Here is a 23,756-nt window from a genome sequence, read left to right as displayed (position 1 = left end):
AGATTCAACTGCACAAGTGAGTGACACAACAGGCGATGCCATGAAATACTAAAGCTGGCTACATAATTATTCCTTCTTTAACCCCACCAAAAATCCTCCACCCGGTGCAAGATGTATTTGCAACGCATCATTAGCGGTTAATGTTTTTTCTTCTATTGCATAATCCATTGCATTGCGGTTTGCGTTGATGCCGTCTTTGCAAATAGTGGCGGTGTAATTGCCTGCAGAGAGAAAAGAAAGCGGAACGGTTAGATCTCTTGCAGTGGTATCTGTAATGCCGGCGATGAACCAGGAGTTGCCGTGTTTGCGTGCAGTAATGATGTATGCACCTACACGGGCATCGGTGATGATAGTAGTATCCCAGGTGGTAGGCACGGAGCCGAGCAGTTGCATGAATGCGGGTTCCATTAAACCCTGCGAGGGATTGCCGGAGAAGATCTGCAAAGGGTTATCGTACACCACAAACATGGCGAGTTGCTGGCAGCGTGTGGTCTGGCTCATGACCTTGCCCCAGATGGGTTTAAACTGTTGCGGTGTGGCATTGTCGAGCAAGCCAGGTTCGTAATCCAGCGGACCGGCAAGCATGCGTGTAAAAGGAATGATGCAGTTGTGTGATGAGGTGGGTTTATCGCTCCATGCATTGTATTCGCTGCCGAGTACGGCTTCACGGGTTATGTTGTTGGGGTAAGTGCGGTTGAAACCTTTGGGTGGATAAGCGCCATGAAACATGATCATGATATGTGCTTTGGCGCAGGCTTCGGTAATACGTTTATAAAAGTTTACAGTCTTTTGATCGTCGCGGTCTATGAAGTCTGTCATGATAAAATCTACGCCCCATTGCTGAAATTGTTTAAGGGCGCTGTCGAGTTGTTTATCGAGTGTCATGGCGAGTGTCCACATGCTGAGCTTTATGCCTTGTTGTTGTGCAAAAGCAGCCAATGTATCCATGTTGAGATGGGGATTGATGTCGAAGAGGTCTTTGGTGTTACTCCAGCCTGCATCCATCATGATACGGTCTAAGCCAAAGCGTTTGGCAAAATCGATATAGTATTTGTAAGTAGCAGTGTTGATGCCGCTTTTGAAAGGAACGTTGAAAAGATTGATATCGATGATCCATTCATCAGTGCATTTGCCGGGATGGATCCATGATGCATTTTCAATCTTTGTTGGTGATGCAAGACGATAGACAAGATCGTTGGTGGGCAGTTCTTTATCTTCTCTTGCAATAAGCATTACACGCCAGGGAAAATTGCGTGTGCCTTTTGTTTTGGCAATATAGTCTGCACGTTTGGTGACAACCTTTTGCGGGTAATCGCCTTCTACAACTTTTTCTTCTAATGGATAAGGTGCAAAGGTTCCGCTGAAACCATTGCCGGCAGTGCCTTGCAGGAACATGCCGGGATAATCATCCAAATCAGATTCTGTTATGGCGACTTTGATATTGTCTGCTGTTTCTGTGAGCACCGGTGTGAACATGTAATCGTTGGCGGAGAAGCTATCTATTGATTTGTGTGTATAGAGTTCTTCGAAGCTGGTGTGGAAGACATCCTCATCTGGTCTTTTTGTTACGACTGGTGCATAGGCATGTGCGCCGTTTACAAAATTGAATGCTGCTGTTTCGTTTACAACGGTGATGGAGTCTTTGAAGTTGGTGGCTATCCTGTAAGCAACGCCATCGTTGTATGCCCTGAAGATAACTGCGAAATTATTTTTGAATGTAATGGTAAGTTCGTTGTAATGGTCGGGTATGTTTTTTCTGCTTACTGGTATTTGTGCAATGATGGTCTCATTAACGTTTTTTGTTTTGGTGGATTTTACCGACAGAATATATGACAAGAATATTTCCTTTGAAAGTTGCATGTCTATTGTGCCGTTGCTGATCATCATGTTACTGTCTACCATAACATCGTAATTCAGTTGACTGCTTAGGGAAATGTTTACTGTTATTTTTTGATCGGGGGAGGAGAGGCTTAGTTCCTGGCTGAATACTTCTATTGTTATTAGTGAGATAAGAAAGAGTAAGATTATTCTTTTCATGATGGCGGCTTGTTGATGGAAGATACTGAGATATTTTAATTTTTGTTACTGACTTTATTTCTTTACTTCTTTTGCCTTGATGCAAAAGAAGTAACAAGAAAAAATCAAGGACAACATGATCGCTCCGCGCATTTGTCCGTGCCAGCGCCACACATCTCGCTCTTAATTAAAACCTTTAGTGGTTTTGAAAATTCAGGTCTTATGTATAAAGTGGGAAGATTGATTTGGAAAATTAGAATAGTATTGGAATGATTATTATTAATAACGTGCTTCATCAAGGCTTAATAGCTGAAGCTACAGTGGTAATACAGCTAAATCAGGGCGAATGAACGGATGCGCTGTATATCATCCGTTCTTGAACTTTTTGTTACTTTTTCTTTCAAGAGAAAAAGTAAAGAAATAAAATTGTGTCAAGACAAAAGAACAGGAAGAAAGCTTTCGGGAGAAAAAGTACATTTGCATCCCTATGCGTGTGTTCATAACAGCAGCAACAATAGAAGAATGGATGCCGGCTTTTCTGGAGATAGATACACTCTATACTTCAGAAAGCAACAGGCTGAAAGTAATGTTTCACCAGGGTGGTGTGGGCATGCTGGCGAATGCGGTTGCACTTACAAAACTGGTATATGAAGAAAAGCCTGATTTGATCTTACAAGTAGGCATAGCAGGTTGTTTTGATAAAAATACAGCACTGGGAAATGTTGTTGTGATCAAAGAAGAAGTGTTGGGAAACACAGGCGTGGAAGAAGATGGCAAATGGAAGGATATTTTTGATTTGAAGTTGGAGAAGCCCGGCTATCCGCCATTTGAAAAGAAACGGTTACCTAACCATCATTTGGAAAAATATAATTTGTTGAAGCTGGATGAAGTAAGTGCTATTACGGTGAATGAGGTTTCTACAAAAGAAGAACGCATACAACAACTGGTAAAAAAATATAACCCGGTAATTGAAAGCATGGAAGGTGCAGCGTTGCATTATGTATGCAGGGAAATGAATGTGCCTTTTATGCAAATGCGTTCGGTCAGCAATTATATTGGCGAACGTGATAAAACAAAATGGGAAATTAAACTTGCCATTGATAACCTGAACAAAGGCATATTGAATTACGTTGATAAATTGTATAAAATCGGCTGAACAACGATTTGGGGGGATTGAAAAGATTATGAAATTATTTTATAAGGCAAGCTTTTGAATATCTATTTAACTATGCTTGCGTCGCACACTTGTACTAAAGAATAGACAGCAGCATATTAAACTCGAAACTTGAAACATGCAACTTACTTTAGGTTTTTCCCCTTGTCCAAATGATACTTTTATTTTTGATGCACTGGTCAATCATAAGATCGATACAGAAGGTTTGCAATTTGATGTGCACTTGGAAGATGTGCAAACACTTAATAATTGGGCAAAGAATGGCAGACTTGATTTTTCCAAGATCAGTTATGGTGTTTTGCCGCTTATATTAGATGAATACTTTGTTTTGAATAGTGGCGGCGCATTGGGAAAAGGAGTGGGGCCCTTACTGATTTCGGATGTCGTATTTCAGATTTCGGATTTGTCCGAAGCGAAGATTGCTATACCGGGAGAGAATACAACTGCACATATGTTATTCTCACTTGCATTTCCCCATGCAAAAAATAAAGTATTCAAAGTATTTAATGAAATTGAGGATGCGGTACTTGATCATGAAGTTGATGCCGGTGTTATTATTCATGAGAACAGGTTCACCTATCATTTAAAAGGCTTGCGTAAACTGATGGATCTTGGTGAGCATTGGGAGCAGGTTACTGGTGCGCCGGTTCCTTTGGGCGGTATCGTTGCTAAGAGAAGCTTACCTGTTGAATTGATTACTAAAGTTGACAAGCTGATTAGGGAGAGTGTTGAGTATGCATTTGCAAATAATCATGAACAACTGACAGATTATGTAAAAATACATTCACAGGAAATGAGCGAAGATGTAATGCGGCAGCACATTGGCTTATATGTAAATAATTATTCTATGGCGCTTGGTGAAGATGGAAAGAAGGCTGTGATGAAAATGCTGGAAGTGTACCAGCAGCTACATCCGGAAACGATAATTGAATATAATGATGTTTTTATTTAAGTAATCGTGCCGGCGTCTTTGTATTTATTGATGCCATTTTGCAGGAACGATGTAGTGATTGCCCACATAATCTTTTATTTTATTTTGGCAAACCTCATTCGTCGGTTTGCGACGTAACAGCGGATGCTATAAAAACAGATGCCGGTATCTTAAAAATATTTTTGATTCAGATAAAATAAATTGCAATATTGCGTCATCAAAAAATTAGTTTTTATCCTTAAAAACAGCAGTATGAAATTTTTCTCCCTATTCCTGGTTGTTACCAGTTTATTGTTTGCCTCCTGCCAAAAAGAAGATACATATCCGCCGCTTGGTAATAATACGGGCACACTGCTTATAAAATCTGTTGCTGTACAAAACGGCGAGACTTCTACTACTACTTATTCTTACACGTCGGATAATAAAATAGATGTAATAAGCACTGTTGGTACTTCTGGTGGTATTGATATTGGTGATTACCGAAAATTTTACAGGGATGCAAGTGGCAGAATTGTAAAGATCGCTCACAAAATACCGCCTCAAAGCGGCGTGGAGGTGGATACTGCTTTTACTTATGTGTATTATCCAAATGCAACTACTTTGAATTATAATAATACTGTAATGAAATTATCTGTGTCTGGCTTTGATGTTAACGATAGCACACTATATACTTATAACGGCAATAACCAAATAACAGAAGGATATACTTACGAATCTAGCCCGTTATTTGGGCCTGTACAGGAAATAAGATTTGTGTACACATACGATGCTGCAGGTAATGTTACAAAGATCGAGGGTTATAATAATGCAACAGGAACGATGCAGTTGTCTGTAACTTTTGACCTGGAATATGATGATAAAAACAATCCTTTAGCTTTTGACCAGGAAGTGCTTTTGATAACAGGTGGTGCCCCGGGTTCATCAAAGAATAATGTTACCGTTGCAAAATTCAAAGATGTTAATAATACAGATACGCAAACAATAACCAACACTTATACATATGGCGCCAACGGTCTGCCTGAAAAAATGGTATCTGTTGATGACTCTGATAATTCCACTACCACTACTACTTTTTATTACCAGTAGGTAAATTATTTTTTACCGGGCTTTTTTACTGTAATGATGCTTCTCTTGCGTCGCACTCTTGTGCTCCAGTACTTATGGCGTCAATAAAACGATTATGATTTTTTCACGGCATTGCTATACACTTCTATAGCTCTCTTCCTTGCCATATCCTGATCCACGATTGGCTTTACATAATCAAAGCCTTCAAACTCGGGCACCCATTTTCGAATGTACTTTAAATCGGCATCAAACTTCTGTGTTTGTAGTGTAGGATTAAACACACGAAAGTATGGCGCTGCATCACAGCCACTGCCAGCGGCCCATTGCCAGCCACCATTGTTGGCTGCATAATCATAGTCTAATAATTTCTTTGCAAAGTAAGCTTCGCCCCAGCGCCAGTCTATGAGTAAATGTTTGGTAAGAAAGGAAGCAACGATCATGCGCACACGGTTGTGCATATAACCAGTTGCATTCAGTTCACGCATGCCTGCATCAACAATAGGATAGCCTGTTTGTCCATTGCACCAGGCGTTGAATTCTTTTTCATTATTGCGCCAATGTATATGATCATATTCCGGTTTGAATGCTTTCTCTTTTCGCACATGTGGAAAGTGCCAAAGTATCATATGGTAAAAATCACGCCAGATAAGTTCATTCAAATAAGTCTCACTGATTTTTTTTACTTTACCAGCAAGTTCACGAATGCTAATGGTACCAAATCTTAAATGCACGCCCAGTTTGGTAGTGCCGTGTATGCCGGGATAATTTCTTTGTTCTTTATAATGTTTTATTATTTCGGCACGCACTGCTGCCGGTGGAAATGGTTCACCCACTTTTATAAAACCCATACTTTCTAAAGATGGTATTTTGTGTGGCTCGCTGTTAAAGAAATTCTTAGAGTATTTTTCTGTTGGGTAAGGTTTTAGATGAAAGCCCGTGAGTATAGCTTTCCATTTTTTGCTGTAAGGTGTAAACACTGTATAGGGTTTGCCATCATCTTTTAATACTTCTTCTTTGGCAAGTATAACATGGTCTTTGTACGTCTTTAATTCAGCGTTGTGTTGGTTTAGTAATTTATTGATTGCATCATCACGGTCCATGGCATATTGCTCGTAATCTTCATTGGCAAAAACAGTTTTAATGGTATATTTTTTTACCAGTTTTTTATAAACATCAAGTGGCGTATCATAATAAACTTCAAGACTGCTATTATGCTTCTTTAAAATTTCCTGCATTTCCAGTAATGCTTCACGAATGAATTCTACACGCCTGTCTTTCTTTTCTTCAAGATCATCTAAGATGTTTTTATCAAAAATAAAAACAGGTATAACAGGATGTTCACTTTTTAATGCATGGTATAACGCTGCATTGTCGTGTAATCTCAGATCTCTCCTGAACCACATGATATTTACCGTCATTATTTTCTTCGTTTGGGATGCTTAAACAAAGATGTTTATAAAAGGTTGAGTAATGAGGATAAATTAGGATTGCAAAAGCAGAATAATGTAAAAGTCGCTGAAGAGTACGACGCAACGATGTTTAATAATATTACATCAGCCGGGTACATAAATAAAAAAGGCCGCTTATTACTAAACGGCCGGTTAGGTTGGATCAAGGGTGGGTGTTTAATTCAGTGAAAGCTTTTGCAAAACATTGAGCCTGCACTTTGAAGATATTTTTACAGCCATTAATGCTTTGCCTTGCATCACACCTGCGTAGTAATAAATATTTCCTTTTGTGTTTATAAAAAGCATTACACTGGTTATGTTGCATTCATTAAACCTGCGGCGGATCTTTTTAATTATAGTAGCCGGAAGATCAATTGCGGCAAGGGTTTTACCAAAGCCTATCAGGTTTTCTGTGTCGCTGTAATAGGCTTCTACTTTGCTGCCTTTGTATTGCAGTTGTGTATGTTTATAACTTTGGTTTAGGGCCCACAGCACTTCGCCAGGTGCTGTTGTTTTTATCGTAAAGGGCTCTTGTATAAGAGTATCGTTGTTTGCGCGACTGTACGATACAACTAAACATCCTGCTATTATTGACATTATAAGGAGTATCATTTTCATTAGTTTTTTGTTTAGGAGAGATGTTTAGTGTATAGCATTTTTTACATGTGGCTGAAGATGCTTATTCTGTCGTCGTTTACCTTCAGTGCAAGATTTTTGTTACCCTTTTTTACCTGTACAAAGTTGCTGGCATAACCATTATTGTCTATGAACATAATTGTTTCAATAATCTCCCAGCCTGGGTATTTTTTTGCAATAGCATCCTGTGATGTTTTTGAAAGATCGTCTGATCCAAGGTGGATGCTGTATCCAACAAGTGCATTGTCTTCACGGTCATAATAAGCCATTACAGTTTTGCCATTAAAATCAAAAGCGGCGCGGTTATGTGTATCTGTTGCGGTCCAGCTTACCTGCTTTGAATTTTTAAGTGCATTGTTAAGGTCTGTTGCAAGTTGTTTGTCTTTTCCACCTGCAAAAGCTGCGAATGATAGTGCAACGAATAAAATTGTTGCTGTGATGATCTTTTTCATTGTTAAAAGTGTTTTCCGGGTTACCGGGATTAGGAAATGTGTTTGTTAAAATTTGTTTTTTTGTTCATGAACTTTCTGACACAAAGATGCTATCAATGAAGACCTGGAAACAAGAGAAGAACAACGTGATTTTAAAATAGCGTATTGCTGCTGGTAAAGCGTATTAACTGCAGTTTGCAGTGCGTAGAAATACGTGGGAAAAAAATGTGATAGTTCACAGGAATTTGTTTGTTGGCTACAATTCTTTGGGCATCGGTTGTTGTGTCACTCACTTCTACATTCTCTTGTTATAGCGGCTTGAGATAATTATAACATGCTTATATGTTTTGAACAAGCGTATAAATACGCAAAATCATGAAATGAAATAAAGGTGAAAATGCGCAATGTTACCATGAAAAATACGTAAAATTATTTTGTTAAAATCGATGAAATGCTTTGCTGTAAAGGGTTTTAATTGTTTTGCCTGATTGATGTTTTTGCAGCGCTAAACTATGTTTGTTACTTACGATATAATGTGTGCGTAATTTTAATCCTGTAAATATTAATTATTTAATTCTTTAAATTAAAAACAATGACAACTTTAGGCAACATAAGTCTCCAGGATGCAAGAGACCTTGCAAAGCGATACAGGGATGCACACAGTACCCCACCGCACACTCCTTTTTATTTTTTATCTAAGAAATTTCTTGATATAATTTCAGGCGTTCCGGGTGTAGATGGATTAAAATTATATCAGGGACTTACAGCAGATCAAAAAGAAGTATTATTAATGGTACCTGCTCATATTAATGATCCTGGCTCAAGTAAAGAAAACTGGGTAGATATAGTTGAGTACAGTTATACAATTAACGAAGATAAAAAAACTGCCTATAGCCAGGATTTCAACAATACTATTTTTTTACTGTCTGGCCCATGCCCACCGCCGCCTTCAGGTTATACAAGCGGCAAGCTTGATTAACGGCTTTTATTCAACCCGTGAAAATTGATACCTCTGAAAACCATTTTATAATGCTGCCTTATGAGTATAATATTTCCAGTTATCGAAACCTTTTCTCCTTTAATTCCCTTGATTACATATGTAATAATAAAACCTAAAAGACGAAAATGGTTAACAACGCTTATTGCATATTCAGTTGTTTACATTCCATTCATTGCGTATGCCAATTACCTTCAATTAATGGTGACCCCAAACATTATTATTTTTGTTTTCATCACCATCATGACGTTTTGTTGTTTCGGTTTGATCATTAGTTTTTTATTAAATAGTAAACTATTTTCTTTTATAAATTATATAGCCATTGGTATAGTTACGATTTTCTCCATTACCAACGCATTGTGGTGGGAAAAGCTTAAACTGTATAACAGCTACAGCTCTTCTTTATCCTGTATTATTCTTATTTGTTATTGTCTTTATTATTACTGGTATCAAATCCAGAATCCAAAGGATCTTTTTATCTACAGGCAGCCATCCTTTTGGATGATTACCGGCATCTTTATTTATTGTGGTGGCAATTTTTTTGTTTTTTCCAATTATGGTGAACTTTGCCGGCAAGCCCAATCTTTAACTAATGCCGGACTGCGGGAACAGGCAAATAAATTATGGGGTTTTGCCGGTTTAATCTGGATAGTAGCAGACTTTCTGATTCTATTTACAAATATTTTTTTTGCAAAAGCTATCCTATGTTCGCGTTACAAATAAATATTACATCTCTTATTGTATATGGCACTGCAGTAGTGTTATTACTGTTGCTTACTATTGTTCTATTTGTAATTATTCATCAAAGAAAGGTTATCAATTATCAATTAAAGTTAAAAGAGATAACCGAAGATCAGCAAAACAAATTAACCCTCGCTGCAATTGAAACCGAAGAGGCAGAACGTAAACGGATCTCTTCAGAGCTCCATGATGAAGTAGGCGCTTTGCTCTCTGCAGTAAAATTATATCTGAACCAGATAGAACCTGTGCATCTCAGTAATGAGAAAAAAATAGATGCGCTTAATCAATCCAAAGGCCTGCTGGATGAAGCTGTAAAAACAGTAAGAAATATTTCTTCCAACCTGCAGCCTGTTATTATAGCAGACTTTGGCCTGGAAAGTACCATCCAGCATTTCTGCAATAAGATCAATCAGCCTGGCGTACTCTCTATTTCATTAACCGCGCAGGATGCATTGGTAAGATTATCACCTGAAAAAGATCTTGCCATATTCCGCATTATACAGGAGCTTACCAATAATATCATTAAACATGCCCATTCATCCGGTATACATTTCTCTTTGGTGCAAAAAACTGATACTATTGAGATATACATCGAGTATGACGGTAATGGCATGGATCAGCAAGAATATGAAAACAAACTTTACCAGGTGCAGGGGCTTGGATTGAAAAATATTCAAAACCGCCTCAACATTCTGAAAGGTTATGTATTCTACGAAAAAAGCGATAACTTAACAAACACTATCACCGTTCGTTTGCCCATAACCGAACAAAAGCCGTAGCCATGCAAAAAACAATCAGATACGCCATTGCAGATGATCATAAACTTTTCAGGAAAGGCATTATCGCAGCCCTGGAAGATATGCCTGCCTTAAAACTGGTGCTCGAAGCTGAGAACGGAAGAGACTTGCTTAATAATCTCAATAAAGCAAAACCAGATATTATTTTGCTCGATCTTAAAATGCCTGAAATGGATGGCATTGAAACTACTATCGAAATAAGAAAGCTCGATACTGACGTTAAGATCATCGTTATTACCATGCTGGATGATGAGAAATATGTGATCCATCTTATGGAGATCGGCGCTAATGGTTACCTGCTTAAAAATGCTGAGCCCGAAGAAATAAAAGAAGCCATATTAACCGCTTATGAAAATGGTTACTACTTCAACGATTTTGTAAATAAAGCGCTTTTAAGAAAGCTGGTGCATAAGACACAATTAAAACCTGTGTTCAATAATAACATTGAGTTAACCAGCCGCGAATTAGAAGTGCTTAAACTTATTTGCCAGGAACAAACGGCCAATGAAATTTCAAAACTTATTTTTCTTAGTCCACGCACTGTAGAAGGTATTCGCACCAAGTTGCTTGAAAAGATCGGTGTAAAAAATACTGCAGGTCTTGTAATGTATGCAGTAAAAAACAGGATCGTAGAGTAATTTTTTGTGAGCCTAATTATAGTATATTAATTAGGCTTTTGTTGCGTCGCACTCTTGTACGCTTTTATCTTTATTCAGCAACTACGATAGTGTAGTTACAAACTTTTTGTGAAAGAGTGCAGCTAATGTATTTGTATAATTACTGTTACCGCAACTTTTTATCCATCGTATTCCATACACACCATTGCTTAAAAAAACTTCTGAAGCCTGCAATAATTCTTCAGGTTCGATTTTTGCTTCTTCTACAGGAATGTTTTCTTCATGCAGGCATTTTAATAAATGCCTTCTCATAACACCGCTTATACAGCCTTCACTTAATGCCGGTGTTTTTACAATGCCGTCTTTTATGATAAAAATATTTGCAATAGTTGCGTCTGTAATACGATCATAACTATTCAGCAGCAATGCATCATTCAACTGTTTTTTCTTAGCCCATAATGCGGCCATTGCATAAGACAGGTAATTGTTGCTTTTTACATGACTGTAATTGTCGCAGGCTTTACGTGCATCTTTAAAAATATTAACCACCAAACCATTTTCATTTAAAATATTGTTGGAAGGATTAAGCTCCCATGTTTGTATCAGGTGGTTGGGGAAATGATTTTCAGGATCGTATAAACCACCATCCCCGCGAAAGATCATTAAACGCACCCTTGCAAGTTTTGAATGATAATTTTTTTTGGCCAGTTCTTCTATTTGTGTTTTAAGATAATTTGGAGAAAAATAATTCGGCTTTTCAAACTGCAATAACTCAAGCGAAGTAAATAACCTTTCGAAATGATAATCTGCCAGGATGATCTTCCCGTTAATCATTTTCATGGTTTCAAAAAAGCCATCCCCATAACGAAATGAGCGGTTATTGGGAGAGATCAATAATTTATCGGCTTTATAAATTTTACCATTATGATGTAAATATTGATTTGCCTGCATAGAACAAAAATATGTTAACGCAGTTATACAATGGAAATAAAAGCTATGATACAGGCAGCCTTTTCAACTGTTGCATGTAGCGATGTTGTACAAGAGTGCGACGCAGGGAACGACGCCATTGTTTCAAAAGCCGGGCTTATAAAAATATATGTTAATCTTAACGCATACATTTATACGAGGTATAAATTGTAATTTATACTTTCGTTTCAGCTTCATATTTATGCATAAAATTCTAACTGTTTTATTTGTTCTGTTATTTGTCAATTATTCTTTTGCAGGAAAGATCAGCGGAACCGTATCTGATGAAAAAGGCAGCCCGCTTGCTTATGCATCGATACTTATCAAAGAGAACGGACATGGTACTACTGCTAACCAGGAAGGCCGTTATTCGCTTGAATTAAATACCGGTGATTATACTATAGTAGTGCAGTATGTTGGTTATGCAAAACAGGAGAAAAAAATTCATGTAGAAACAAAATCCTTACAGCTCGATTTTCAATTGTTGCCGCAGCAGTTGAACTTAAATGATGTTGTGGTAAAATCAGGTGCAGAAGATCCTGCTTATGCAATCATTCGTCATGCGATAAAAAAACGCGAAGAGTATCGTACAGCAGTTGATTCTTTTACCTGTGAGGCTTATATAAAAACATTGCTGAAGACACGAACATTGCCAAGAAAAATATTGGGTAAAACAATGGACAGCGCTACATGGAAACAAATGGGTGTTGATTCCAATGGCAAAGGAGTAATTTATCTTTCCGAATCAATGACCAAAATTGCTTTTAAGAAACCTGATAAAATAAAGCTTGAAGTTATATCCGGGAGGGAGAGTGGTACCGCGGGGTATGGTTTTAGCTTTCCCACTTTTATAGATTTCTATAATAACAATATCGAGATGATGGGAGGCCAGGTGGCGCCACGTGGTTATGTTTCTCCAATTGCAGATGGCGCATTGGGTTTTTATAAATATCATTTTCTTGGTTCATTCTTTGAAGACGGTAAAGAGATCAACAGGATAGAAGTAATACCACGGAGAAAATATGAGCCTTTATTTTCCGGAACGATTGAAATAACAGAGGGTGACTGGCGCATTTACAGTCTTGACCTGATGCTTACAAAAGAATCGCAGCTTGAGTTGTTGGACACCGTGAAAATAAAGCAGATCCATTATCCTGTTACACCAACCATTTGGCGCACCAAGGACCAGGTAATGTATTTTACTTTTAAAAAATTTGGTATTGATGCGGTAGGTAATTTCCTGAATGTTTTCAATAACTATAATGTTACGCCTGCATTTAAGAAGAAATTTTTCAACAATATAGTTGTAAGGTTTGATACCGGTGTGAACAAAAAACCAATTACATATTGGGATTCTGTAAGGCCCGTACCGCTTGAACCGGAAGAAGTGAAAGACTATAAAGTAAAAGACAGCATCTTTAGTTACCAGCGTGATTCTTCTTTTACAAAACGCTACAGAGATTCATTAAGGCGCATGCAGGGAAAGATCAGTTTGAAGAATGTACTGTGGAATGGCTTTACACGTTCTAACTATAATCCAAAAAAATGGACCAGTATTCAATGGCAACCGTTATTGAAACAGGTACAGTATAATACAGTAGAAGGCCTTGTACTAAATACAGAGGCTACGCTTAGCCGTGCTTATCCTAAAGTGAAAAGAGAATTAAGTTTTACTCCGCATCTGCGTTATGGATTTAGTAACGGGCATTTCAATGCATGGGGAACATTGAACTATAATAAGCGTTCTTTCTGGTGGGACAACAGCAATGCGGGAGATGAAAGTGCCGAATCTTTCCGGCAAAATAATTTTTCTATAAGTGGTGGTAAAAGAGTAAATCAATTTAATAAAGATGAACCCATTTCTCCGTTATATAATAGTGTGGTCACCTTGTTCTTCAATCACAATTATCTGAAGATATATGAAAATTATTTTGCGCAGTTCAATTATCATGGATCATCGCAGGCAGGATTGAAATACAGCGTTAGTTTCTTATATGAAGACAGGGTGCCTCTGGAAAATACAACTGATTTTGCTATTATTAAATACGACCCGCAAAAATTTACACCTAACTATCCTTTCGAAAAAATTTATCAGCAATTTATAAGGCACCAGGCCTTTATTGCAGAGGTTTCTTTGGAGTACCAACCGGGACAACAGTTTGCGCAGTTTCCACGTTATCGCGTACCATTGGGTTCAAAGTATCCAACATTTTCTTTGGATTACCAGAAAGGTATTGATAATATTTTCGGCAGTGATGTAAATTTTGATAAGTGGACTTTTGCTGTTACTGATGATATTAATTTAAAGCTTGCAGGGCAGTTCAGTTATCGTTTTGATATAGGTGGGTTCATTAATGACAAATCAGTTTTTATACAGGATTACCGCCACTTCAACGGCAATCAAATTATTATTGCCAGCAAATATCTTAATAGTTTTCAAACAGCGCCTTATTATGCAAACAGTACCACTGCATCCTTTTATGCAACCGGGCATGTGGAGCATCATTTCAACGGGTTGCTTACCAATAAAATTCCTTTCTTTAAAAGGCTTAACTGGAACCTTGTTGCCGGCAGCAATGCTTTTTACGTAAATAAAAATAATAACTACGCAGAGATATTTGCCGGTCTTGAAAACATACTCAAACTTTTTCGTGTAGATGTGGTGGGTTCTTATCTTAATGGCAATAATGGCCAGGTAGCTGTGCGCATTGGTTTTGGTGGATTGCTTGGTGGAAAGGTCAGATCTAATTAATTTTTTGTACCCGGCAATGGATCTTTTATCATCTCCTGTTGCGTCGCACTCTTGTGCCGGTGAATCGTGAATGGTCAATGGAGAATAGAATGATGTTAAAAATTTATTGACCGGTTACGATTCCCCATTGACGATTAACGGCAAGAACGTACAAGTGAGTGACACAACAGGCGATGCCATGGTATACAAATGCCCGTAATAAAATAATATCCTGTGATCAGTAAAAAAGCAATTATCATTTAAACACTTTTTCTTATAAGCTTTGAATTGATAAATTAAAAATATGCCTGAAGAAAATATCTTATTCGGTGGTAATGTTCCTGCAAATTATGACCGCTATCTTGGTCCATTTTTATTTGAACCATATGCTCGTGATATGGTAAACCGTATAGATGCAACAGTTATCAAGGATGTTTTGGAAATTGCCTGTGGTACCGGCCGCGTAACAAGGCAGCTGAGCAACCTGTTTCGGAAATCTGCAAATATTACGGCATCAGATTTTAGTATTGAAATGGTTAAGGTTGCTGAGCGATTTATAGATAATGATCATGTTCGTTTTGTGCAGGCGGATGCACAATCTCTTCCATTTGAAGATAATAGTTTTGATCTTGTTGTTTGCCAGTTTGGTTTCATGTTTGTGCCAGATAAACCGAAAGGGTTTAGTGAAGCTTTTCGTGTATTACGGAAAGGGGGAACACTTTTGTTCAACACATGGGATAGCCTGGAAAATAATCCTGCGACTGAGATTGTAAATAAAGTGATTATTGATTTTTTTAAAGGAGATGGTCCTCTCTTTTTTAAAATACCACATGGCCTGTATAATGCTTCAGAACTACAGCAATTGTTGCAGGGGGCTGGGTTTAGCAATGTGCATGTGCAACAAATTTCAATTGAAGGCACAAGCCCATCTGCACTTGATATTGCAAAAGGGTTTGTTACCGGTACGCCCATGTTTGGTGAGCTTACTACACTTGACCCGGCTTTACTGGAAAAAATTATTAATAAAGCAAGTGAAAATGTTGCAGCAGTATTTGGTGATAATCCTGTAAGAACTCCACTGAGTGCATGGGTATCTTCTGCTCAGAAATAATGGTAGTAATTTTTATATAAGCAATGCGTCATTCTCTTACCAGCATTGCATGACCGTCAGGATCTCTAACTATAAAAGCTTTATACATATCTCCGTCCTTATCTTTCATTTCTACAACACCTTTTGATACAAAAGAATAGTTCAACTTTTTTAATTTATTATAGAGCGATGTTACATCATCTGCTATCAAAGTAGTTTGCCAGTGCCATATATCATCTGCACGTGTATCTGCAGGAAAAGGCTTACCGGGCCCGGGTTTAAGGTATTGTAAAAATTCAATGCCGACACCGGATAAAGCATGCAGACCGGTAATATGTAAACTTGCACCTTCAATATTATTTAAATGCGCCTGCTCCATTCCCATATTCCAGCTATCGCCTTTACGATCAAGTCCTAAAATATTTTTATAAAAGTATAAGCTGCTATCTGTATTACTTATACCAAGTGCAGTATGATCTATTCCTAAAAATAATTTACCATTGGTGTTTTGCCATTTTGCCTGTCCTTTTCCTTTTGGAAAATAGATGAGTTCAAGATCATGCATATCCGGGTCATGAAAATAAAATGCCTTTACACCCGCTGCTGCAACATTGTTAGCGGGAATTGTTTGCGGTGCAGTGGATACGTGCATCACCATGTATTTCCGTAAGTGCCGGTATGCGTTCTCCATATCACTTACTACAATGGCGATATGTTCAAAATAGAGATCGTTGCTTCGCATATCTTCCGGAATACTTCTGCCACCGCTTGTTAAATAATCAGTCAATTCAATTACTTCATCGCCCAGTTGCATACGCACTATGCGCATACGCAGGCCAAAGATGCCTTCTAGTTGCTCGTATTGACTGCCATAAACTTCTTTGTCACTTATTTTTTTAAAGCCAAGCACTTCACTGTAAAACTTTACAGAAGTATTCATATCCTTTACCGTAATGCCAATAGGTCCCACTTCTTTTACCTGCGCCTCAATATTTGTAATATTTATTGTAAACAACAATAACAAACCTGTAAGTCTTATTATACTTTTCATATTATAATATTTTGATCTTTTTTTTTGATAAATAATCAGAAATAATAGTTCTGTCTTCTTTTATTTTCTTCTTCTTTTGTACATACAGGTATAACTCTGCGGCAGATAGCATTCCGGCAAATGGGATGATCATGTATATCCAGAATGCTGTGTAATTATGTGCAGGAAATGCTGATGCCAAACTTCTTGCCGGGTTCATTCCGAAACCAGATATTGGGCCTGCGAAAATTACATTCAGGCATACGAAGCAACCTGAAATAATGCGTGTGTACTTTTTAAATTTTTCAGAAGAAGATGTAAACAATACCATTGTCATCATTATCATGGCGATGATATATTCCGTAATTGCTGCTGCAACCACACCAGCTTTTCCGGGAATAGTAACAGCATAATTTACTGGCGCAGTAGTTAAAACATTCCCCAATAACGTTGCCATTATATATACTGCAAGCGTGCCGCCAATACACTGGAAAATGATATAAAACACAGCATCGTAACGGCACATTTTTTTTAATCGCAAAAATGTAATGGTTACTGCCGGATTGATATGCGAACCTGATGGAGCGGTGAAAGGCGAATAGAAAATAAATAAGGCTGTGCTGCCCATCAATATTCCAGTAATAACATTTCTTAATGTTTCATTGGTAATAGTAAAATGAAATGATGCGTCATTGCCCCATAGCAATGCACCAAAGAAACAGGCTGAGATCATAAAGATGGCGAGACCAAATGCTTCCTGTACATAATGTATCCAGTTCTTTTTAAAAGAAGCAGTCATTTGTATTAAGCCACGTTTGCCTGTAATAACGCGTATGAGCATTGCTCTCATGATACAAAGAAAGCAATTGTTGAAAATTTATATTGTCAGCTATATGACCATCGTTTGGAAAGAAAAGTCAAGAACAGGAATCTTCGAATAAGCGTTAAATTATTATTTGAGAAAATAACATTATTATTTTCAATGGCCCGAATGCATCAATTTCTCAATGGTTTCCGGGTTCATGTACCGTTCATGTGTTTGATCGTTGTGATAAACATTATCTACACCGCGCCAGTCATGTACATGCATTTTAGTGCGTACATAAGTGCTGTATTCTTCCAATTGCTTACCAAGCCCATGTTGTATGCAGATCATATCAGTGTGGTATTCCATCCTGTCGATATATTTTGAAGAAAGATGTCCTATTGCAGATCGTGCGGATTGCAACATATTTTTGTTGCTAAAATCTACTACATGGCCTAGCTCATGCCCCATAATACCTACCTGCTCATCATAAGTAAGATGCTTGTATAACAGGTGTTCCAATGTATCTATTGTTTTATCGCTGATGGTAATAATGTAGGAGCGTTTACTTTTTGCTTTAAATAAACTGGCAAAGGAAGGTCGTGTAGTTAAAGGAGTATAAGCATGTTTGATGCGCCAGGTGATCTTTGTATTTTTTAATTCAGGGTAATGTGCAAGTGCTTTATTAATGGGAGCAGCAAATGAAGCGGGTATTATCTTGTTAACAAGCGTATCTTTTACCTGCTTATTAACCTTAGGTGTATTTGCATAACTATATTCTGCCATTACAAAAATAAACAGAACGCATAAGTAATATTTTTTCCTCATCGGGATAACACTAAAAGTTTCATGCCGAATTTAATACTCTTCAAGTATACCAATTAAAGCATAACTTTCTGTTAACAGCTATTTCAGAAATGAAGAAGGCAGTTTGATTGTAAGATATGAGACATGTTATCACTTTTGATATAATTAATTTCATGCTACAATGATAAATAAATCTGAATATGATAAAATGCTTGCAGGCGAGCTTTATGATGCCAGCGATAATGAATTGGTGCAAATGCGTAAAAAAGCAAGAGTGTGGATGGAGGAATATAATAACTCGGCTTATGATAGGCAGCAAAGAGAAATGATGTTGAAAAACCTATTCGGCAAAATAGGGCGCAATATAGATATACAAACGCCTTTTTATGTTGATTATGGTTGCCATATAGAAGTGGGCGATAATTTTTTTGCCAACTTCAATTGTGTGTTCCTTGATTGTAATTATATAAAAACAGGTGATAATGTTTTTCTAGGCCCTAATGTACAACTATATGCAGCACATCACCCTGTTATTGCCGCTGAACGTATTAAAGGCCCCGAACTTGCCTCACCCATAATCATTGCAGATAATGTATGGATTGGAGGAGGCAGTATTGTTTGCGCAGGTGTTACCATCGGTGCAAATACAACCATTGGTGCAGGAAGTGTGGTGGTGAAAGATATCCCCGCTAATGTGTTGGCGGTAGGGAATCCATGCAGAGTAGTAAGGAATTTATGAGATGGATATTATTATGAGTCACAGATGCCATAAGTAATGGAGACAAAGTGCTTGCGACGCAACGAAGACGCTATGAAATACAGTAGCTGGTATTTTAATTATCAAAATTATTCTGCCAGCCTTCTGTTTTTAATTTGTCAACCTTTTTTAAAACCTCTGCTTCGAGATTATTTTTATAAGCTTTCACTTTGGTTCCAACAGTTTCATCAAATGCGCCTATGATTGTGGCAGCAAGTATACCCGCATTCTTTGCCGCGTTTAACGCAACCGTTGCAACAGGAATGCCATTGGGCATTTGAAGAATAGATAAAACAGAATCCCATCCATCAATAGAGTTAGAAGATTTTATAGGAACGCCGATAACAGGCAAAGAAGTAATTGATGCAACCATACCAGGCAAATGTGCAGCGCCACCGGCACCGGCAATAATAACCTTCAGGCCTCTTTCAGATGCTTTGGTAGCATACGCAACCATACGTAGTGGTGTGCGGTGCGCAGAGACAACTGTAAGTTCGAATGCGATGCCAAATTCTTTTAAAATTTCAGCAGCGCCCTGCATTATATTCAGATCACTATCGCTGCCCATTATTATTCCAACAAGCGGTTGATTGGTTGACATGTTTCTTTATTGATTTATCCTAAATAGATAAGTGATAAATTATCAACTTATAACTTTCAAAGTATTTTTTATTTTATGTGCTTTAAAAGTTAATTCATTATACTCTTTGCTGATGATGGTTACATGTCCCATCTTTCTGCCAGGCTTTGTTTGTGTTTTGCCATAAAGATGTACAAACACATTATCCATTTTCAATACTTCATCAAGTCCATCATATTTAGCTTCTCCCGTATATCCTTCTGAGCCAAGAATATTTACAATGGAAGAAGGAAGTATGGGATCTGTATTACCGAGCGGATACCCAAGCATAATGCGCCACAACATATCGTACTGACTGCAATAATTTCCTTCAATGGTATGATGCCCGCTGTTGTGCACACGTGGTGCAGTTTCGTTAACCAGCACTTCACTGTTATTTTTATCCACAAATATTTCTACTGCAAATAAACCCGGACTATTCAATGCTTTTACAAGTTTTATAGCAATGGCTTCTGCTTTCCATAATACACTATCTGGTAATTGTGCAGGGCTTAACTGGTAATCCAAAAGATTCAGCACCTGGTCAAAGATCATTTCAGAAGGAGGAAAGAAAGCGGTTTCTCCTTTATCGTTCATAGCAACAATAATGGCTATCTCTTTGTAGATATTCACCATTTTTTCTAATACAGCAGGCTCATCAAAAGCTTTCTTAAAATCTTTGTCTGTTTTCAGGATCTGCACACCTTTACCATCATAGCCACCTTCGCCAAGCTTATGCACGGCAGGTAAAAAGCTGGCGTGATAATTTAATTCGCCAAGATTATTGGTGATCCTGAAATCGGGGGAAGGAATTTCATTTGCTCTATAAAATTCTTTCTGTGTTATTTTATTCTTGATGATCTTAATAGCAGAAGGTTTCGGGTAAATTTTTACACCTTCACTTTCCAGTTTTTCCAATGCTTCAACATTTACAGCTTCAATTTCTATGGTTATTGCATCCAGACCTTTTCCAAAATTGTACACAGCATCAAAATCTTTTATATCACCTTTTACAAAATGATGGCACAAATGCGCAGCGGGACAATGCTCATCATTCTCCATTACAAAAGTTTCCACCACATAATTGGCTGCTGCCTGCAATAACATTCTTCCTAACTGACCTCCACCGAGAATTCCAACTTTCATAATTAAGTAATAAGTAAAAAAAAATTTTTATACCAGCTATAGTTTTTTATGGCATCGTTCCTTGCGTCGCATTCCGTTCATCGGCAGTGCAAGAATTGTGCTACATGGCGAAGATAATTTGAGTTATGGACTTACAAGGGTATTTTTATAACTTTGCGGCAACGATGCTGCCAGATTATCCACATAAAATCTTTTGCGACAAGCGTTTCAACTATTCTTTGTTAATGGAAGCGCTTGCCATGGACTCATTTCTTTATTCCTGCTAAAAGGAATTTCAATTGCTGAATAGGTAGCCTGCTCAGCAATGTTCTCAATGTACAAGAGTGCGACGCAATAAAAGCTTAATTCTTACTTTATTGCCGGGCTCATACATTACTTTATATACCTTATTTACATTAAACACATTTTATGGATACAATGATTGCATCGTCGAAAACTGTGGCAACAAACAATGATTTTCTTCCTTTACAGGGAACTGATTACGTAGAATTTTATGTAGGCAATGCCAAACAGGCTGCACATTTTTATAAAACGGCTTTTGGTTTTCAGAGTCTTGCTTATGCCGGTCCGGAAACAGGCGTTAAAGACAAATCAAGTTATGCTGTGCGACAGAACAAACTCACATTTGTGCTTACTACGGCATTGAGAAGCGGCAACGCCATTGCAGATCACGTATATAAACATGGAGATGCTGTAAAGATTTTAGCGTTGCGTGTTGATGATGCAACAGATGCATGGCACCAGACAACATTGCGTGGTGCGAGAAGTTATATGGAACCTCAAACATTGAAAGATGATGAAGGTGAAGTTGTATTAAGCGGTATACATACTTATGGAGAGACTGTACATGTTTTTGTTGAAAGAAAAAATTACAAGGGCGCATTTATGCCGGGTTTCAGGGAATGGAAAACAAATTACAATCCTTCTTCTACAGGATTGTTATATGTTGATCATTGCGTTGGCAATGTAGGTTGGAATCAAATGACACCATGGGTTAAATTTTATGAAGAGGTTATGGGTTTCAGAAATATTTTAAGTTTTGATGATAAAGATATTTCTACTGAATATTCTGCATTGATGAGTAAAGTAATGAGTAATGGAAATGGGTTTGTAAAATTTCCTATCAATGAGCCCGCGGAAGGAAAAAAGAAATCGCAGGTAGAAGAATATCTTGATTATTTTGACGGGGAAGGTTGCCAGCATGTAGCGCTTGCTACAAATAATATTGTTGAAACGGTTGCTGAATTACAGAATCGCGGAGTGGAATTTTTAAAAGTTCCTTCTACTTATTACGATGACCTTCTGGATAGGGTAGGGCATATTGATGAAGACCTGCAGCCATTAAAAGAACTGGGTATTCTGGTCGACAGAGATAACGAAGGATATCTTCTTCAGATATTTACAAAGCCTGTAGAAGACAGGCCCACATTGTTTTTCGAGATCATACAGCGCAAAGGCGCACAGAGTTTTGGTAAGGGAAATTTTAAGGCATTGTTCGAAGCAATAGAAAGAGAGCAGGAATTGCGTGGAAACTTATAAATAGCAATACTAATTAATAAGATTTTAAAGGCCCTTTTGTAACAGCAAAAGGGCCTTTCTACTATTTCAAGGAATTCTCAGGCAATAAATTACTCTTAAAGGCGTTTCCGAATTGACATGATATTAACTTTAAGCTTTTAAAGTGATATCAAAAACCCTTTAATCCCTAATTTTACCCTTATGAAAGCCTTTTCATTAATTTTATTTTTCTCTTTTCTATTTTTTGCCGTAGTGGCACAACCATCTTTTTTTCAATCACAAAAGAGTTTTCCAAAAGTTGCTGTTGCAGTAAAAACCAAACAGGATACATTAATAAAACAATTTGAAAAAGCCGGCCTGCAATGGCCTCCAAAGGAAATTTATATCCGTTCTTTTAAATACGACAGCCAGATGGAGGTTTGGGTACGTAATAATGAAAATGAGGCTTTCAAATTATTTAAAACCTATAAGGTTTGTGCGCTTGCAGGCACACTCGGCCCCAAAAGAATGGAAGGTGATTACCAGGTGCCGGAAGGTTTTTATTATATAACGGAATTCAATCCACGCAGCGATTTTCATTTATCACTTAAGCTGAATTACCCAAATCAATCAGATAAGAAGCTAAGTGATTCATTGAGACCCGGTGGCGGTATTTATATACATGGTAGTTGCGTTACGGTTGGTTGCATTCCTATTAATGACATGCAAATAGAGGAATTATATCTGCTTGCGGCTTCTGCAAAAAATAATGGGCAGGATTTTATACCAGTGCATATTTTCCCTGTTCGTTACAATAATCCTCAGAGCATTGAATACCTTAACCGTTTTACAAAAGATAACCCTACTATCGGAAGTTTTTCCGTAAAGCTTAAAGAAGCGTATGATTATTTTGATAAGGAAAAACAATTGCCTGTTATTACTATTAATCATAAAGGAGAATATTCAATTATGTAGCCAGCTCCATTGCTACATAGCATCACCTGTTGTGTCACTCACTTGTACTTTTTTACATTTGTCTGCATTTTAATATCTTAATTTATCTGCTTTTGCTTGTTAAGTACTAAGGCTTTTTCAATTACTATAATTCCACAATAATAATTTGATTTTTGGATTGCAGAAATTTTGTATTTCAATACAAATATGTTTCTGAAGTAAATGGGTAATTAATTTCTAAGATAAACAGACGAAAAATACAAGGCAAGGGATTTTGCCATAGAAAGCTTAAGTTGGTTTCATAGAAAAAAGAAACGTCTTATAAATCGCATTTTAGTGAACCGGTAAATGAAATTATGAAGTATAATTTTCATTTGCCTAAATTGAGAATACTACAGACTGATTAATAAGGTTTTAATAACTTGAAACGATGTTTTGGTAAATTCCACTTATAAATTGGTAAAAAGGTGTTAAAAAAAATACATGAGATTTTTACTT

Annotated in this window: 22 protein-coding genes; 12 read left to right on the top strand and 10 right to left on the bottom strand. The window is 37.4% G+C overall.

Going from position 1 to position 23,756, the window contains the following annotated elements; all coding sequences use genetic code 11:
* Window positions 1–66: 66 nt before the first annotated feature.
* Complete coding sequence (locus FRZ67_RS04485; RefSeq protein WP_147188389.1) at window positions 67–2,037, bottom strand: glycoside hydrolase family 97 protein; 1,971 nt, start codon at window positions 2,035–2,037, stop codon at window positions 67–69.
* 466 nt (window positions 2,038–2,503) lie between these two features.
* Between FRZ67_RS04485 and mqnB the strand changes: the two genes are divergently transcribed.
* The 3 genes from mqnB (at window position 2,504) to FRZ67_RS04470 (ending at window position 5,207) form a co-directional block, all read left to right on the top strand.
* On the top strand, window positions 2,504–3,172 hold the full coding sequence (mqnB, locus tag FRZ67_RS04480) for a futalosine hydrolase (protein ID WP_147188388.1): 669 nt from the start codon (window positions 2,504–2,506) through the stop codon (window positions 3,170–3,172).
* 136 nt (window positions 3,173–3,308) lie between these two features.
* Window positions 3,309–4,142 carry a 1,4-dihydroxy-6-naphtoate synthase gene (locus tag FRZ67_RS04475; RefSeq protein WP_147188387.1) on the top strand — a complete coding sequence of 278 codons (834 nt, stop codon included), beginning with the start codon at window positions 3,309–3,311 and terminating at the stop codon, window positions 4,140–4,142.
* Window positions 4,143–4,373: 231 nt separating this feature from the next.
* Window positions 4,374–5,207 carry a hypothetical protein gene (locus FRZ67_RS04470; protein ID WP_147188386.1) on the top strand — a complete coding sequence of 278 codons (834 nt, stop codon included), beginning with the start codon at window positions 4,374–4,376 and terminating at the stop codon, window positions 5,205–5,207.
* A gap of 92 nt (window positions 5,208–5,299) precedes the next feature.
* Here the strand turns inward: FRZ67_RS04470 and FRZ67_RS04465 are convergent, their stop codons facing one another.
* The 3 genes from FRZ67_RS04465 to FRZ67_RS04455 form a co-directional block, all read right to left on the bottom strand.
* The gene (locus FRZ67_RS04465; RefSeq protein WP_147188385.1) at window positions 5,300–6,604 is read right to left on the bottom strand and encodes a cryptochrome/photolyase family protein; all 1,305 of its coding nucleotides are present in this window, start codon (window positions 6,602–6,604) and stop codon (window positions 5,300–5,302) included.
* Window positions 6,605–6,811: 207 nt separating this feature from the next.
* Window positions 6,812–7,246: a hypothetical protein gene (locus tag FRZ67_RS04460; protein WP_147188384.1), complete on the bottom strand. Its 435-nt coding sequence runs from the start codon at window positions 7,244–7,246 to the stop codon at window positions 6,812–6,814.
* Window positions 7,247–7,293: 47 nt separating this feature from the next.
* A complete protein-coding gene (locus FRZ67_RS04455) occupies window positions 7,294–7,722 on the bottom strand; it encodes a hypothetical protein (RefSeq protein ID WP_147188383.1) in 429 nt (142 codons plus the stop codon).
* Window positions 7,723–8,293: 571 nt separating this feature from the next.
* Here FRZ67_RS04455 and FRZ67_RS04450 point away from each other — a divergent pair.
* Genes FRZ67_RS04450 through FRZ67_RS04440 form a run of 4 tightly spaced genes read left to right on the top strand, consistent with a single transcriptional unit; the run spans window position 8,294 to window position 10,874 of the window.
* The gene (locus FRZ67_RS04450; RefSeq protein WP_147188382.1) at window positions 8,294–8,680 is read left to right on the top strand and encodes a hypothetical protein; all 387 of its coding nucleotides are present in this window, start codon (window positions 8,294–8,296) and stop codon (window positions 8,678–8,680) included.
* A 60-nt stretch (window positions 8,681–8,740) separates the two neighbouring features.
* Window positions 8,741–9,421 (top strand): hypothetical protein, encoded by a 681-nt coding sequence (locus FRZ67_RS23350; RefSeq protein WP_158638300.1) that lies wholly within the window; start codon window positions 8,741–8,743, stop codon window positions 9,419–9,421.
* Window positions 9,403–10,218, top strand: coding sequence for a sensor histidine kinase (locus FRZ67_RS04445; RefSeq protein ID WP_158638299.1), 816 nt, complete (start codon window positions 9,403–9,405; stop codon window positions 10,216–10,218). The genes FRZ67_RS23350 and FRZ67_RS04445 overlap by 19 nt, the downstream gene beginning before the upstream one ends.
* A 2-nt stretch (window positions 10,219–10,220) precedes the next feature.
* Window positions 10,221–10,874 (top strand): response regulator transcription factor, encoded by a 654-nt coding sequence (locus tag FRZ67_RS04440; protein WP_147188380.1) that lies wholly within the window; start codon window positions 10,221–10,223, stop codon window positions 10,872–10,874.
* Window positions 10,875–10,955: 81 nt separating this feature from the next.
* Here the strand turns inward: FRZ67_RS04440 and FRZ67_RS04435 are convergent, their stop codons facing one another.
* A complete protein-coding gene (locus FRZ67_RS04435; RefSeq protein ID WP_147188379.1) occupies window positions 10,956–11,804 on the bottom strand; it encodes an aminotransferase class IV in 849 nt (282 codons plus the stop codon).
* Window positions 11,805–12,024: 220 nt separating this feature from the next.
* On the opposite strand from FRZ67_RS04435, the gene FRZ67_RS04430 reads away from it, so the two are divergent.
* Both FRZ67_RS04430 and FRZ67_RS04425 read left to right on the top strand, forming a co-directional pair.
* Complete coding sequence (locus FRZ67_RS04430; RefSeq protein ID WP_158638298.1) at window positions 12,025–14,574, top strand: DUF5686 and carboxypeptidase regulatory-like domain-containing protein; 2,550 nt, start codon at window positions 12,025–12,027, stop codon at window positions 14,572–14,574.
* A 283-nt stretch (window positions 14,575–14,857) separates the two neighbouring features.
* Window positions 14,858–15,664: a class I SAM-dependent methyltransferase gene (locus tag FRZ67_RS04425; protein ID WP_147188377.1), complete on the top strand. Its 807-nt coding sequence runs from the start codon at window positions 14,858–14,860 to the stop codon at window positions 15,662–15,664.
* 28 nt (window positions 15,665–15,692) lie between these two features.
* Here the strand turns inward: FRZ67_RS04425 and FRZ67_RS04420 are convergent, their stop codons facing one another.
* The 3 genes from FRZ67_RS04420 to FRZ67_RS04410 form a co-directional block, all read right to left on the bottom strand.
* Entirely contained in the window at window positions 15,693–16,694 is a 1,002-nt protein-coding gene (locus FRZ67_RS04420; RefSeq protein WP_147188376.1) for a VOC family protein, read from the bottom strand.
* A 1-nt stretch (window position 16,695) separates the two neighbouring features.
* Window positions 16,696–17,523 carry an aquaporin gene (locus FRZ67_RS04415; protein WP_147188375.1) on the bottom strand — a complete coding sequence of 276 codons (828 nt, stop codon included), beginning with the start codon at window positions 17,521–17,523 and terminating at the stop codon, window positions 16,696–16,698.
* Between the two features lie 129 nt (window positions 17,524–17,652).
* A complete protein-coding gene (locus FRZ67_RS04410) occupies window positions 17,653–18,264 on the bottom strand; it encodes a hypothetical protein (protein ID WP_147188374.1) in 612 nt (203 codons plus the stop codon).
* 202 nt (window positions 18,265–18,466) lie between these two features.
* On the opposite strand from FRZ67_RS04410, the gene FRZ67_RS23850 reads away from it, so the two are divergent.
* Window positions 18,467–19,024: a sugar O-acetyltransferase gene (locus FRZ67_RS23850; protein ID WP_147188373.1), complete on the top strand. Its 558-nt coding sequence runs from the start codon at window positions 18,467–18,469 to the stop codon at window positions 19,022–19,024.
* 94 nt (window positions 19,025–19,118) lie between these two features.
* Here FRZ67_RS23850 and purE read toward each other — a convergent pair whose 3' ends face one another.
* Entirely contained in the window at window positions 19,119–19,643 is a 525-nt protein-coding gene (purE, locus tag FRZ67_RS04400) for a 5-(carboxyamino)imidazole ribonucleotide mutase (protein ID WP_147188372.1), read from the bottom strand.
* Window positions 19,644–19,685: 42 nt separating this feature from the next.
* Window positions 19,686–20,807: a 5-(carboxyamino)imidazole ribonucleotide synthase gene (locus FRZ67_RS04395; RefSeq protein ID WP_147188371.1), complete on the bottom strand. Its 1,122-nt coding sequence runs from the start codon at window positions 20,805–20,807 to the stop codon at window positions 19,686–19,688.
* A 408-nt stretch (window positions 20,808–21,215) separates the two neighbouring features.
* Here FRZ67_RS04395 and hppD point away from each other — a divergent pair, with 408 nt between their 5' ends.
* Both hppD and FRZ67_RS04385 read left to right on the top strand, forming a co-directional pair.
* A complete protein-coding gene (gene hppD / locus FRZ67_RS04390) occupies window positions 21,216–22,346 on the top strand; it encodes a 4-hydroxyphenylpyruvate dioxygenase (protein ID WP_225975508.1) in 1,131 nt (376 codons plus the stop codon).
* A 180-nt stretch (window positions 22,347–22,526) separates the two neighbouring features.
* The gene (locus FRZ67_RS04385) at window positions 22,527–23,279 is read left to right on the top strand and encodes a L,D-transpeptidase family protein (RefSeq protein ID WP_147188370.1); all 753 of its coding nucleotides are present in this window, start codon (window positions 22,527–22,529) and stop codon (window positions 23,277–23,279) included.
* The last annotated feature ends 477 nt before the right edge of the window (window positions 23,280–23,756 follow it).

The organism is Panacibacter ginsenosidivorans, assembly GCF_007971225.1.
GTDB classification, from domain to species: domain Bacteria; phylum Bacteroidota; class Bacteroidia; order Chitinophagales; family Chitinophagaceae; genus Panacibacter; species Panacibacter ginsenosidivorans.
Note: the sequence above shows the minus strand (reverse complement) of the source record. Positions and strands in the feature narration are given on the sequence as shown.